Source organism: Pseudomonas sp. JC1203, assembly GCF_056175065.1.
Window position 1 is genome coordinate 256,887 of record NZ_JBWCAM010000008.1, and the last position, 13,019, is coordinate 269,905.

A 13,019-nucleotide genomic window follows, 5' to 3' on the forward strand; every position below is an offset into this window, starting at 1 on the left:
CACAGGCCACCATGACCACATCCGCTCACCACATCAAGCTGCTTCGCCTGGCCACACGTGCTTCCCTGGCCACGGCGGCCATCCTGATCGTCGCCAAGGCCATCGCCTGGTGGTTGAGCGGCTCGGTCAGCCTGCTGGCCGGCCTCACCGATTCGGTGCTGGACGGCGCCACCTCGTTTCTCAACCTGCTGGCGGTGCACTATGCGCTGCGCCCGGCCGATGAAGACCACCGCTATGGCCACGGCAAGGCCGAGGCCATGGCGGGCATGGCCCAGGCCTTGTTCATCGGCTTCAGTGCGGTGCTCATCGCCTACCAGGCGGTGGAACGGCTGCATAACCCGCAGCCGCTGGGGCAGGCCGGCATCGGCATCGCCGTGATGGTGCTGTCGTTGGTGCTGACTGCAGGGCTGCTGGCCATCCAGTACAAGGTCATTCGCGAAACCGGCTCCACGGCCATTCGCGCAGACTCGCTGCACTACCGCTCGGACATGATGCTCAACGGCAGCATCCTGGTGGCCTTGCTGCTGGCGCAGTTCGGCTTCGGGCAGATGGACGCCTTCTTCGGCCTGGGCATCTCCCTGTACATCCTCTGGAGCGCCTACCAGATCGCCCGGGAAAGCGCCGCCATTCTGATGGATGAGGAGCTGCCCGCAGACGTCAGCGCGCAGATGCTGGAACTGGCCTGCGCGGTGCCTGGCGTGCTGGGTGCCCATGACCTGCGTACACGCGTGTCGGGCAACCACTGGTTCGTGCAGCTGCACCTGGAGCTGCCCGGCACCTTGAGCCTGACCGCCGCCCACGCCCTGTGTGAACAGGTGGAAGCGGCGATCATGGCGCAGTTCCCCAAGGCCGAAGTACTGGTGCACGCCGACCCGGAAGAAGTGGTGCAGGCCGGCAAGGCCCACACCCCTCAGTTCACCCTGTAACCGCGGGTGCTCAGGCACGACGCCATGGCGTTGCGGTAGCTGTAGACCACCGCCGGGTCAGGCTGGTAGGTGGCGCTTGCCGGGTCGAACCCGGTCTGCTGCACGGCGATGCGGTAGCACTCGTATTTGTCTTGCTGGACCTGTTCCGGGCTTTGGCCGTAGGCCGGGTACACCGCCACGTCGTAAGGGTCGGCGGCCGGTTGTGGCTGAGGCTGCGGCTGGGGTTGCGGAATCTGTTCCTGGGCCACGGGCGGGTTCACCACCACGTAATCCTGGCTGTCGTCCGCCCACTGGTAGTAACTGCCAGCGGCCATGAAGAACAGTGAGCCACCGACCCACACCTCACTGGCATAGTCGGGCAGGTAACGCGTGCGGATGCCGTAGGGCGGCGCCACTACCACGTAGCGCGGGCCTTGAGGGCGGTACCAGTAGCCATCGGAGAAGAAGTAGTCACCGCCGCGATAGGGGACGCGGTAGGACTGCCCCGGGAAACGATCGACATATTGCCCCGGCCGGTATTGCGGGCCCGAGCCCCAGCCGTTGCCATAGCCACCCGGCCGCCCCGGCCAGCGGTGGTCGTCACGCCGGTCACGGTTGGGCATATCGGCGTAGTTGCCGCGAATAGGCGGCTGGGTCTGGCGCACTTCATCGGGGTGCGGGCGAATGGGCGGCTGCTCGGCCTGCTGCTGGCGCGGTTCCTGGTGAAACTGGTACTGGCCGCTTTGCTGCGGCGCGCGCGGCTGCTCCTGGTGGAACTGCGTGGGCGTGTCATGCTGCTGATGGAACTGCGGCTGCGCGTTCTGCGGCCGGGCGTTGCCGGGCTGCTCGCGGTTGAAATTCTGTTGATGGAACTGGTATTGCCCGCTTTGTTGCGGCGGGCGCTGTTGCTGCTGAGGCTGCTGCTGTTGTTGCGGATGGTTCTGCTGCTGGCCACCCCCGTGCTGTTGCCCCTGCGGACCGTGCTGTTCCTGTTGCGAGTTCGGACCTTCGGCCAGGGTTTGAGCGCTGGCGCTCACGCAAAGCAGACCAACACCTGCCAAATGCCAGATGCGCGACTTCATGCTATTCCTCACGGGGGGTGGATGGGCGCTTGTAGATAAGACTGGAAAAACCGCCTTCGGTTCTTCAAGTTTATCAGCCTGTATGCGAAGGGTATCGGCGGGGACATGATTTTCATGCGTGGTTGGTTTGGCACAGAGTTGCTAGTCGATGCTTTTTGATTGTTCATGAAATCGAGCGCCGCCCGCGCGGCGCTTCGCCGCCTTCGGCAGCTCCTACATTTGCTTAAACGTACCATGGCCTGATCGACCGAGGTCTTAGCCATGTGGGCTCGACGGAATTCAGCGTGGGCACCAGGCAGGCAACGCCTCTCGGACAGGCTGCGGCACGTTGCAACAGATGTAGGAGCTGCCGAAGGCTGCGAAGCGCCGCGGGGGCGGCGCGCGATTGGCGCGGCAACAAAGAAATACTGCCGGACACCTGGGCGCGGGACAGATTTTCCCGCGCACAAATAAAGAAGGGAGGCCCGTCGGCCTCCCTTGAGTGTCTTCCGTCCTGCTCGACGCTTGTGGCGCCGGCTCACCTCACGCCGCCTTCTGGGCAGTGTGCAACCCGGGGGCCAGCACAGCCCCTGTGGGGGTGGTGGCCGCAACCTGCCTGCTTGGGTCTGGTTGCAGTGGACTCGTGTCCGGGTAGTGATTCTGGTTAAAAGAATACGTCGAAGGCGGCGACAGGGGATTGCTAAGATTGCTGACGAAAACATCACTTGCGCAATTTTTGCCTTCAGATGGATAATTTGCAGCAATATTAAAGATCAAGGGCAGATCCATGAGCAAGCTGGACCGATATGACCTGAGCATTCTGGCTGAATTGCAGCGCGATGCTCGTATCTCCAACCAGGAACTGGCCGAGCGCATCGGCCTGTCGCCATCGCCGTGCTCGCGCCGGGTCAAGCAGCTGGAAGACGACGGCTACATCACCCGCCAGGTCGCCCTGCTGGACCGCAAGATGCTGGGCCTGAGCCTCACCGCCTACGTGCACATCGGCATGGACCGCCACACGCCCGAGCGTTTCGAGAACTTCGAGGCCGCAGTGCGCGCCCTGCCCCAGGTGCTGGAATGCAGCCTGGTGACCGGCATGGAAGCTGACTACCAGCTGAAAGTGGTGGTGCCGGACATGGACCACTACCAGAAACTGCTGCTGGGCCACCTGACCCGTATCGACGGCGTCACCAGCGTGCGTTCCAGCTTTGTGCTGAACCAGGTACTGGCCAGCACCGAGCTGCCCCTGACCCACCTGCGTACCTGACGGAGGTTGCCCATGGACCCGGCGGTATTCGAAGAATGGATGATGACCATCCTGGTGACCGTGCTAATCGGGTTCATGGGGTTTATCGTCTGGGACCTGGCGAAGAAGTCCAGGGCCGGGCGGTTTGGCACCATTATCCTGTTTGCGGTGCTGGGGCTGGGGATACTGGCGTTCGTGATCAAGAGCGTGGTGATTGCGGTGATTGAGGCCCATTGACCGCGGCGGGACGCGGCCGGTGGCCGCTGCTACGGGCGGGGGGCGGGGACTTCGCGGTATTTGCCTTGTTCCAGGCCATCCAGCGCCCAGTCGCCAATGCGCACGCGCACCAGGCGCAGTGTGGGCAGGCCAACTGCGGCAGTCATTCGTCGCACCTGGCGGTTGCGGCCTTCCTTGATGATCAACTCCAGCCAGTGGGTGGGCACGCTCTTGCGGAAACGCACCGGCGGGTCACGCGGCCACAGGTCTGGCTCTTCCAGCAAGCGCGCCTGGGCTGGCAGGGTCATGCCGTCATTGAGCTCGACGCCCTGGCGCAGGCGCTGCAGGTGCTCTTCGGTGGGCTCGCCTTCAACTTGTACCCAGTAGGTTTTCGCCAACTTGTGCTTGGGGTCGGCGATGCGCGCCTGCAACTGGCCGTCATTGGTCAGCAGCAGCAGGCCTTCGCTGTCGCGGTCAAGGCGCCCGGCGGGGTAGATGCCTGGGATGTCGATAAAATCCTTGAGCGTCGCGCGGCCCTCGCCGTCGCTGAACTGGGTCAGCACGTCGAACGGCTTGTTGAACAGGATCAGCCGCGGTTCGGCCGGCGGCGCCTTGGCCACGCGCCGTGGCTGCCCGGGTTTGGCAAAGGGTTTGGCGCCTGGGCGGCGGGCATTGGTGCGGGGTGGCAAAGGCATGGGGGCAAGGTTTCAAGGCAGCTGGGCCGACTATGCTAGTGGGCCCGGCTGCTTTGGGCAAACCTCAGCGGAACGGCGGCTCGTCGAAGCTGCGCAGTTTGCGCGAATGCAGCGAGTTCAGCTCGGTGCGCAGCAGGTCCAGGGCGGCGATGCCGATGTTCAAGTGCTGGCTGACCGCGCGGTTGTAGAAGGCGTTGGCCGAACCCGGCAGCTTGATCTCGCTGTGCAGCGGCTTGTCGGACACACACAGCAAGGTGCCGTAAGGCACCCGCAGGCGGTAGCCCTGGGCGGCGATAGTGCCGCTTTCCATGTCCACTGCCACGGCGCGCGACAGGTTGATCAGCGGCCGTTCCTGGGCCCAGCGCAGCTCCCAGTTACGGTCGTCGTAGGTCAGCACGGTGCCGGTGCGCAGGCGCTTTTTCAGTTCGTCGCCGCGCTCGCCAGTCACTTGGGCAGCCGCCTCCTGCAGCGCCATCTGCACCTCGGCCAGGGCCGGGATGGGAATGTTCGGCGGCAGCACGCGGTCAAGGATACCGTCCTGGCGCATGTAGGCGTGGGCCAGCACATAGTCGCCGATGGTCTGCGACTGCCGCAGGCCGCCACAGTGGCCGATCATCAGCCAGCAGTGCGGGCGCAGCACGGCCAGGTGGTCGGTGATGTTCTTGGCGTTGGAGGGGCCCACGCCGATGTTGACCAGGGTCACGCCGTCGCCGTCGGCGGCGATCAGGTGGTAGGCCGGCATCTGGTAGCGGTGCCACACCACGCTGTCCACCAGGGCCTGGGCCTGCTCGCTGGCCATGCCCTTTTCGATCACCACGTTGCCGGGCATGACCATGCGCACGAAACGCGGGTCGCTCTGCAATTGCTCCAGGCCATGGGTGACGAACTGGTCGACATAACGGTGGTAGTTGGTCAGCAGGATCCACGGCTGTACATGGCGCCAGTCGCTGCCGGTGTAGTGGATCAGGCGGCGCAGGGAGAAGTCGACGCGGGCGGCGTCGAACAGCGCCAGCGGCATCGGGTCGGCGGTGGCCCAGTCATACAGGCCGTCGGCGACGCCATCGGTGGCGGCGGACAGGTCGGTGCTGGGGAACACGCGGGCCAGGGCTGCGGCGGTGACACCGCTGCCGGCCAGTTCATCGCCCTGCTCGACCACATAGGGGTACGGGATGTTCTGTTCGCTGACGCCCACCTCGACGGTGACGGAGAAGTCGCGCATCAGCGGCTTGAGCTGGTCCAGCAGGTAGGTGCGGAACGCGGCGGGCTGGGTGACGGTGACCGAATAGGTGCCCGGCGACTGCACCTTGGCGTAGGCGCGGGTGATAGGCGGCACTTCGCCGCTGTAGGTGTAGGTGACGCGCAGCTCCGGGTAGTGGAACAGGGCGCGCTGGGCAGCGTCGGGTTCGCTGCGGTCCTTGAGGTATTGCTTGAGCGCCTGGCTCAGGGCCTTGGTACCCCGCTCGTGCAGCTCAGCCAGACGATCGACGGCTTGTTCGGCGGTTTCGACAACAACAAAGGCTTCGGCAGTTCGAGTCACGGTGCGCTTCCTGTCTGATCTTGCAGACCTCCATCTTGCCTGTAACAAAGCGTAAAGGCACGCGTTCAAGGTGTTTGTGGGAGCTGGCTTGCCAGCGAGATTTTCAGCGCCAGAAAAGCTCGCTGGCAAGCCAGCTCCCACAGGTATCATGCAAAGTAGGGGGTTGAGCGTTGGACCAGTGCTTCGACGTCGAGGCCGCGCGGCAGCGCGCCGTAGACGCGGCCGCCACCGCTCAGGCGGCTGGCGATGAAGGCGTCACTGACCAGCGCGTTACCGGCCTCCAGCAACAGCTTGGCCTGCACCGCCAGGGCGATGTCCTCGGTGAGCTGGCGGGCGCGGTACTGGATGTCGCTGGTGTCCTGGAACGCCGCCTTCAGCGCGTCGATGTGCGCCGCCAGGCGGCGGTCGCCGTGGCCATCGCCCAGCTCGCTGAACAGCGCATCGAGCACGCCCGGTTCCTTGGACAAGGCGCGCAGCACGTCCAGGCACTGGACGTTGCCCGAGCCTTCCCAGGTGGAGTTCACCGGCGCCTCGCGGTACAGCCGCGGCAGGATGCTGTCCTCGACGTAACCCGCGCCGCCCATGCACTCGGCGGCTTCGTTGATCATGGCGGGGGCACGCTTGCAGATCCAGTATTTGCCCACCGCCGTCATCAGCCGGGCGAAGCGCGCCTGCTGGCCGTCATCCAGGTGGTCCAGCGCCTGGCCCATGCGCAGGCTCAGCGCCAGCGCCGCCTCGCTTTCCAGTGCCAGGTCGGCCAGCACGTTCTGCATCAACGGCTGCTCGGCCAGCAGCCGCCCGCCCACCTGCCGATGGGCGCAGTGGTGCGCCGCCTGGGTCAGCGCCTGGCGCATCAGCGCGCTGGAGCCGACCATGCAATCGAAGCGGGTCATGGCCACCATCTCGATGATGGTCGGCACGCCACGGCCCTCCTCGCCCACCATCCACGCCAGCGCGCCGCGGAATTCCACTTCGCTGGAGGCATTGGAGCAGTTGCCCAGCTTGTTCTTCAGGCGCTGGATGTAGAACTCGTTGCGGGTGTCGTCCGGGCGGTGGCGCGGCAGCAGGAAGCAGGTCAGGCCCTTGTCGGTCTGCGCCAGCGTGAGGAAGGCATCGCACATGGGCGCCGAACAGAACCACTTGTGCCCCACCAGCTCATAGGCCTGGCCGGGCCCCGGCGCGCCTACCGGAAACGCGCGGGTGGTGTTGGCACGCACGTCGGTGCCGCCCTGTTTCTCGGTCATGGCCATGCCCAGCGTAACGCCCGCCTTGTGCGCCATGCCGACGTTGCGCGGGTCGTATTCGGTGCTCAGCACCTTGGGCAACCACTGCTCGGCCAGGTCGGGTTGCAGGCGCAGCGCCGGCACGCTGGCGAAGGTCATGGTCAGCGGGCAACCACTGCCGGCCTCGGCCTGGGTGTGCAGGTACGTCATGGCGGCGCGCGCCACGTGGGCGCCCGGGCGCGGCTCGGTCCAGGGTAGCGACGGCAGGCCGTGCTCGACGGCGGTGCGCATCAGTTCATGGTAGGCGGGATGGAACTCCACCAGGTCGATACGGTGGCCGTAGCGATCATGGCTGCTGAACACCGGCTTGTTCTGGTTGGCCAGGAAACCCGCCGCCATCAGCGGCCCACCGGCCAGCACGCCGTAGGCATCGATGCGCGCCTCGGCCCAGCCACCCCCGAAGCGCTTGGCCCAGGCCTGCAATGGCAGGTCGATACGCCACAAGTTGGCACCGTCCAGGGAAGGTGGCTGGTTGCTGACTTCGTGGGTTTCGGCGAACTGGTGCAGGTTCATGGCGCGCTCCCGGGGCAGGTTCATACCCCAGTGAATCACGCCACCCGCCAGCGTCAAAGTGACATATCGGCCTAAATGTCGGCGCTTTCGCCCTCAGCCTTCACCAGCAACCAGCGGTGCAGGGCCGTCTGCAGCTCCTCGAAACGCACCGGCCGGTTCAGGCAATCGCTCATGCCGGCCTCTAGGCAGCGCTCGCGCTCCTGGCGCTGGCCTACCACCGCCAGCACCGGCAGGCGCGCGCAGCCGGGCAACTCGCGCAGGCGCCGGCAGGTGGCGAAGGCGTCGGTAAGCGGGGTCTGGCAGTCCAGCAGCACGGCGTCGAAACGCTCGCGGTGCAGCAGTTCCAGCGCGGTAATGCCATCGTCGGCAGTGCGCACGCGGTAGCCCAGCTTGAGCAGCATGCCGCGAATCACCAGCTGGTTGATGCTGTTGTCATCCACCAGCAACACGGTGCAATCGTGCGGCGAACGCTGGGTGCGCTGGGGTTCGGTGCGCGGGCCTGCGGGGGCTGCGTCGGCGTCATCCACCAGGCCCAGTTGCACGTGCAATTCAAACCAGCTGCCGCGCCCCGGTTCGGAATGGTGGCTGATTTCGCCGCCCATCAGGTCGGCCAACTGCCGGCAGATTGCCAGGCCGATACCCAGGCCGCCGTATTCGCGGGTCATCGAGCCGTCGACCTGGAAGAAGCGCTGGTACAGGGTGGCGTCCGCCAGTTGGCTGAAGCCGATGCCGGTGTCGCTGACCTTGAAGCTCAGCGCCAGGCTATCTGCCGTGCGCTCGCCCACCCGCACGCGCAGGCCCACCGAGCCCTGGCGGGTGAACTTGATGGCATTGTCCAGCAGGCAGCCCAGGCACAGCGCCAGCTTCTTCGAGTCGCCCTGCAGGCGTTCGGGCAGGTCGCTGTCGGTTTCCACCGAGAACGCCAGGTGCTTGGCCTGCGCCGCGCGGCCGAACTGCATCTGCAGCGTGTCGAGCAGGGCCTGCACGCCGAACGGCTCGTGGCGCGGGTAGAGCTTGCCAGCCTGCAGTTCGGTGAGGATGAGGATGTCGTCGACCATGCGCATCATGTCCCGCGCCGAGCCGGCGGCGGTCTGCTGATACTGCTCAAGCTCGGTTGCCATGGGCACGGTCTGCATCAGTTCCAGCGAGCCGATCACACCGTTCATGGGCGTGCGCAGTTCATGGGTGACGGTGGCCAGGAACTCGTCTTTCAGGCGGTTGCTGTTGGCCAGTTGCTGGTTCAGCAATTCCAGCTTCTGGCCCGCTTCCAGCAGCACCCGCGCCTGTTGCTCGCGCATGGAATTGATGCGGTCGGCCAGCGCCAGCGACAGCAGGCCCACTTCCAGTGCCGAGCCAATCTGGCTGGCGTACATGGTGATGAAGACGTTGGGCAGGTAGCCCAGCACCATCAGGGTATTGACGATGCCGCCGGCCAGGAACGCGGTCCAGGCAATGATGAAGTAACGCGCCAGGCGCAGGCCGCGCCACCAGGCGATCAGGCCGGCGCTGAAGATCACCACGGTGAACACCAGCGCCAGCAACGTGGCCAGGCGCAGCGCCATGCCGTAGGTGGCGGTCAGCGACAGCAGCATCGTCACCACGCCCACGCCCATCAGGCCCATCAGCACGCGGTCGAGCCAGCGGCTGTGGTCGGCGGTCTGCAGGAAACTGCGCGCGAACTGGCTGCCGAACAAGGCGGCCGAGCCGATCAGGAACGGCGTGGCGGCGTTGGCCCACCAGGGGTTCTCGGGCCAGAAATACTGCACCCCGGCACCGTTCACCGACACCTGGTACAGGCCGAACGAGGCGATGTAGAGGATGTAGTAGAGGTAGCTTTTGTCGCGCACGCTCAGGTAGATGAACAGGTTGTAGACCAGCATGCCCAGCAGCACGCCATAAATCAGCCCCAGCACATACAGACGAGTGGGCTGATCTTCAAGGTAAGCGGTGTAGGACCACAGGTTCAGCGGCGCCTGCACCGAGCCTTCGCTGTGAATGCGCAGGTACACGGTCCTGGCCTGGTAGGCCGGGAACGGGATGGCGAATACGTAGTTGTTCTGCTTGATCTCGCGCACCGAGTACGGCAGTTCGTCGCCGGTGCTCTGGGCCAGGCGGAACTTGCCGCTGGCATCGGGCAGGAACAGCTCGATGCTGTCCATGGGCGGGTACGCCAGCTCCAGCAGCCAGTTGCCGACGGCGTCGGGGTCCTTGGGCGTGAAGCGCAGGTCCACGCGCAGCCAGAACACCGAGCGCGAGTAGCCGGCGTTGAGCACGGCTTCGCTTTGCCGACGGAATTTGTCGGCAAACGCCGCGGACGTGACCTGCTCGATGCTGGCCGAGCCATCGACATCTTCATAGACGTGCATCACGTGCCCCAGGGGAAGGGTGCGCGTGGACTCGTCAAAATCGAGCGCGCAGGCCAGCAGCGGTAGCCAGCCCACCAGTAGAATCAGGAAATAGCGCATACAGCCCCAGCGTAGCCTGTCCGAGCGCGTCAGGAAGCCCCCATTCCCTTTGAGACGACGTCGTCCGGCAGTGCCTGTTATCGGTTTCGAAGCACTCTAGCATAGCTTCTGGCCACTAGTGCAGCGCTTGTAGAAAATTGTATCAAAGGCTCTAGAACAACACTTACAGCCAATACCCTGGAAAATTGCCTGACTATTGTGACAAAAAATCAGTCCCTGCCGCCCGGTCCCGGCAAAAGCGTTTGGTGGTAAGCTCGCGCACCATGAATATCTATAGCTCCCGCCCCGTTGTCCTCTGTCTCTCCGGCCACGACCCCAGTGGCGGCGCCGGCCTGCAGGCAGATATCGAAGCCCTGATCGCCCAGGGTTGTCACGCAGCACCTGCCGTGACCGCCCTGACCGTGCAGGACACTGTCAATGTCACCGACTTCCGCGTGCTGGACCGCGAGTGGGTACTGGCCCAGGCCAATGCCGTGCTCAACGATTCCGAAGTGGCGGCAGTCAAGCTGGGCATGCTCGGCTCGCTGGAAATAGTCGACACGGTGGTCGAACTGCTGACCCAGCACCCGCACCTGCCGATGGTGTGCGACCCGGTGCTGCGCGCCGGTGGTGGCGGCCGCCTGGGCAAGGATGAAGTGGGCTACGCCATGCGCGAACGCCTGCTGCCGCTGGCCATCATTGCCACCCCCAACCTGCCTGAAGCACGCATCCTGGCCGAACTGCCCGAAGGCAGCGCCGACGAATGCGCGGAAAAACTGCTGCCCTACGTGCGCCACCTGCTGATCACCGGCGGCCACGGTGACGAGACCGAGATTCACAACCGCCTGTACAGCCGCGACGGCCGCCGCCAGACCTTCACCTGCCAGCGCCTGCCGGGCAGCTATCATGGTTCGGGATGCACCCTGGCCAGCGCCCTCGCCGGCCGCCTGGCCCTGGGCGAACAGTTGGAAAGCGCCGTGAAGTCGGCCCTGGATTACACCTGGCGCACCCTGCGTGACGCCGAGCAGCTCGGCAAGGGCCAGTATGTGCCGCGCCGCTTGCCGCTGGATTTCTGCTCGTAACGCCGCGCCAAAGAGGTGAGTGTGATGAAACTACGTGGCCTTTACGCCATTACCGACAGCAAGCTGCTGGCCGGCCGCTTCCTTGACTACGTCAAGGCGGCCCTGGACGGCGGCGTGCTGCTGCTGCAATACCGCGACAAAAGCACCGACGAGGCCCGCCGCCTGCGTGAGGCCGAAGCCCTGCGCAAACTGTGCGAACCCTACAAGACCCAGCTGATCATCAACGATGACGCCGAACTGGCCGCCCGCCTGGGCGTGGGCGTGCACCTGGGCCAGACCGACGGCCCGCTGACCCCGGCGCGTGCGCTGCTGGGCCGCAACGCCATCATCGGTTCCACCTGCCACGGCCGCCTGGACCTGGCTGAACAAGCTGCCCGCGAAGGCGCCAGCTACGTGGCCTTCGGCGCCTTCTTCGACTCCAGCACCAAGCCCGATGCCGGCCTGGTGCCCCTGGACACCCTCAGCCAGGCCCGTGCCCAGTTGAAGCTGCCGATCTGTGCGATTGGCGGCATCACCCTGGAAAACGCCCCCCTGTTGCTGGAACAGGGCGCCGACCTGCTGGCCGTGGTGAATGCGCTGTTTGGCGCCGACACCGCCCAGGAAGTGACCGCCCGCGCCCGCGCGTTCAACGCCCTGTTCGAAACTGCCTGATTAACGAGACCCTGATTATGTCCCGCTCCGAAACGCTATTCGCCAATGCCCAGAAACACATTCCCGGTGGCGTCAACTCGCCCGTGCGTGCTTTCAAGAGCGTGGGCGGCACGCCGCTGTTCTTCAAGCACGCCGCCGGCGCCTACGTCACTGACGAAGATGACAAGCGCTACGTCGACTACGTGGGCTCCTGGGGCCCGATGATCCTGGGCCACAGCCACCCGGACGTGCTGGACGCGGTGCGCAAGCAGCTGGAGCACGGCCTTTCGTACGGCGCGCCGACTGAAATGGAAACGCAGATGGCAGACCTGGTCTGCTCGCTGGTGCCATCGATGGAAATGGTGCGCATGGTCAGCTCGGGCACCGAGGCCACCATGAGCGCCATTCGCCTGGCCCGTGGCTTCACCGGCCGCGACAGCATCATCAAGTTCGAAGGTTGCTACCACGGCCACTCCGACAGCCTGCTGGTGAAAGCAGGTTCCGGCGCATTGACCCTGGGCGTGCCAAGCTCGCCAGGCGTGCCGGCGGCCTTCGCCAAGCACACCCTGACCCTGCCGTTCAACAACCTGCAGGCCGTGGCCGAAATGCTCGCTGAAGTGGGCGAAGAAGTGGCGTGCATCATCGTCGAGCCGGTGGCCGGCAACATGAACTGCGTGCCGCCTGCCCCGGGCTATCTGCAGGGCCTGCGCGACCTGTGCACCCAGCACGGCGTGGTACTGATCTTCGATGAAGTGATGACCGGCTTCCGCGTGGCCCTGGGCGGCGCCCAGGCCTACTACGGCGTCACCCCCGACCTCAGCACCTTCGGCAAGATCATCGGCGGCGGCATGCCAGTGGGCTGCTTCGGCGGCAAGCGCGAGATCATGTCGCACATCGCGCCGCTGGGCCCGGTGTACCAGGCTGGCACCCTGTCGGGCAACCCGCTGGCCATGGCCGCCGGCCTGACCACCCTGAACCTGATCAGCCGCCCCGGCTTCCACGACGAGCTGACCGACTACACCACGCGCCTGCTCGACGGCCTGCAACAGCGCGCCGACGCCGCCGGCATCCCGTTCGTGACTACCCAGGCGGGCGGCATGTTCGGCCTGTACTTCAGCGGCGCCGATGACATCGTCACCTTCGAAGACGTGATGAGCAGCGATGCCGAGCGCTTCAAGCGCTTCTTCCACCTGATGCTGGAAGGCGGCGTGTACCTGGCGCCTAGCGCCTTCGAGGCTGGTTTCACTTCCATCGCCCATGGCGATGCCGAGCTGAAAATCACCCTGGATGCGGCCGAGCGTGCCTTCGCGGCGTTGAAATAAGCGTGTTGTGGGAGCTGGCTTGCCCGCGAGTTTTTAGGGCCTCAAAAGCACCCTCTGAAGACAGCGACCCCCCACCGTCCCAGCT

General features: G+C 65.3%; 11 protein-coding genes. 6 read left to right on the forward strand and 5 right to left on the reverse strand.

From position 1 onward, the window contains the following. Positions 1-11 precede the first annotated feature (11 nt). On the forward strand, positions 12-926 hold the full coding sequence (locus AC0SZ7_RS14660) for a cation diffusion facilitator family transporter (RefSeq protein WP_475505066.1): 915 nt from the start codon (positions 12-14) through the stop codon (positions 924-926). Here AC0SZ7_RS14660 and AC0SZ7_RS14665 read toward each other — a convergent pair. Continuing rightward, on the reverse strand, positions 911-1,987 hold the full coding sequence (locus AC0SZ7_RS14665; protein ID WP_475505067.1) for a DUF6515 family protein: 1,077 nt from the start codon (positions 1,985-1,987) through the stop codon (positions 911-913). The two genes, AC0SZ7_RS14660 and AC0SZ7_RS14665, sit on opposite strands and share 16 nt — an antisense overlap. 766 nt (positions 1,988-2,753) lie before the next feature. Here AC0SZ7_RS14665 and AC0SZ7_RS14670 point away from each other — a divergent pair. Continuing rightward, a complete protein-coding gene (locus AC0SZ7_RS14670; RefSeq protein WP_416427041.1) occupies positions 2,754-3,233 on the forward strand; it encodes an Lrp/AsnC family transcriptional regulator in 480 nt (159 codons plus the stop codon). A gap of 12 nt (positions 3,234-3,245) precedes the next feature. Next, positions 3,246-3,449 (forward strand): DUF2788 domain-containing protein, encoded by a 204-nt coding sequence (locus AC0SZ7_RS14675; RefSeq protein ID WP_475505068.1) that lies wholly within the window; start codon positions 3,246-3,248, stop codon positions 3,447-3,449. 29 nt (positions 3,450-3,478) lie between these two features. Here the strand turns inward: AC0SZ7_RS14675 and AC0SZ7_RS14680 are convergent, their stop codons facing one another. From AC0SZ7_RS14680 to AC0SZ7_RS14695, 4 genes are all read right to left on the reverse strand, one after another. After that, a complete protein-coding gene (locus AC0SZ7_RS14680) occupies positions 3,479-4,048 on the reverse strand; it encodes a pseudouridine synthase (protein ID WP_475505089.1) in 570 nt (189 codons plus the stop codon). Between the two features lie 139 nt (positions 4,049-4,187). After that, positions 4,188-5,660, reverse strand: a complete 1,473-nt coding sequence (amn, locus tag AC0SZ7_RS14685; protein ID WP_475505069.1) for an AMP nucleosidase — start codon at positions 5,658-5,660, stop codon at positions 4,188-4,190. Between the two features lie 146 nt (positions 5,661-5,806). Beyond that, the gene (locus AC0SZ7_RS14690) at positions 5,807-7,456 is read right to left on the reverse strand and encodes an acyl-CoA dehydrogenase family protein (RefSeq protein WP_475505070.1); all 1,650 of its coding nucleotides are present in this window, start codon (positions 7,454-7,456) and stop codon (positions 5,807-5,809) included. A gap of 71 nt (positions 7,457-7,527) precedes the next feature. Beyond that, entirely contained in the window at positions 7,528-9,921 is a 2,394-nt protein-coding gene (locus AC0SZ7_RS14695; RefSeq protein WP_475505071.1) for a hybrid sensor histidine kinase/response regulator, read from the reverse strand. Between the two features lie 263 nt (positions 9,922-10,184). Here AC0SZ7_RS14695 and AC0SZ7_RS14700 point away from each other — a divergent pair, with 263 nt between their 5' ends. From AC0SZ7_RS14700 to hemL, 3 genes are read left to right on the forward strand one after another with little or no spacing between them, the layout of a single operon-like run. Beyond that, positions 10,185-10,982 carry a hydroxymethylpyrimidine/phosphomethylpyrimidine kinase gene (locus AC0SZ7_RS14700; RefSeq protein ID WP_475505072.1) on the forward strand — a complete coding sequence of 266 codons (798 nt, stop codon included), beginning with the start codon at positions 10,185-10,187 and terminating at the stop codon, positions 10,980-10,982. Between the two features lie 24 nt (positions 10,983-11,006). Further along, complete coding sequence (thiE, locus tag AC0SZ7_RS14705; RefSeq protein WP_475505073.1) at positions 11,007-11,633, forward strand: thiamine phosphate synthase; 627 nt, start codon at positions 11,007-11,009, stop codon at positions 11,631-11,633. A 17-nt stretch (positions 11,634-11,650) separates the two neighbouring features. After that, positions 11,651-12,934, forward strand: a complete 1,284-nt coding sequence (gene hemL, locus AC0SZ7_RS14710; protein WP_475505074.1) for a glutamate-1-semialdehyde 2,1-aminomutase — start codon at positions 11,651-11,653, stop codon at positions 12,932-12,934. Positions 12,935-13,019 lie beyond the last annotated feature (85 nt).

Bases quoted from the DNA above. Each gene is read 5' to 3' on its own strand.
- AC0SZ7_RS14665 (WP_475505067.1), bottom strand. From the start codon at position 1,987: ATGAAGTCGCGCATCTGGCATTTGGCAGGTGTTGGTCTGCTTTGCGTG.
- AC0SZ7_RS14690 (WP_475505070.1), bottom strand. From the start codon at position 7,456: ATGAACCTGCACCAGTTCGCCGAAACCCACGAAGTCAGCAACCAGCCA.
- AC0SZ7_RS14670 (WP_416427041.1), top strand. From the start codon at position 2,754: ATGAGCAAGCTGGACCGATATGACCTGAGCATTCTGGCTGAATTGCAG.
- thiE (WP_475505073.1), top strand. From the start codon at position 11,007: ATGAAACTACGTGGCCTTTACGCCATTACCGACAGCAAGCTGCTGGCC.
- hemL (WP_475505074.1), top strand. From the start codon at position 11,651: ATGTCCCGCTCCGAAACGCTATTCGCCAATGCCCAGAAACACATTCCC.
- AC0SZ7_RS14660 (WP_475505066.1), top strand. From the start codon at position 12: ATGACCACATCCGCTCACCACATCAAGCTGCTTCGCCTGGCCACACGT.
- AC0SZ7_RS14675 (WP_475505068.1), top strand. From the start codon at position 3,246: ATGGACCCGGCGGTATTCGAAGAATGGATGATGACCATCCTGGTGACC.
- AC0SZ7_RS14700 (WP_475505072.1), top strand. From the start codon at position 10,185: ATGAATATCTATAGCTCCCGCCCCGTTGTCCTCTGTCTCTCCGGCCAC.
- AC0SZ7_RS14695 (WP_475505071.1), bottom strand. From the start codon at position 9,921: ATGCGCTATTTCCTGATTCTACTGGTGGGCTGGCTACCGCTGCTGGCC.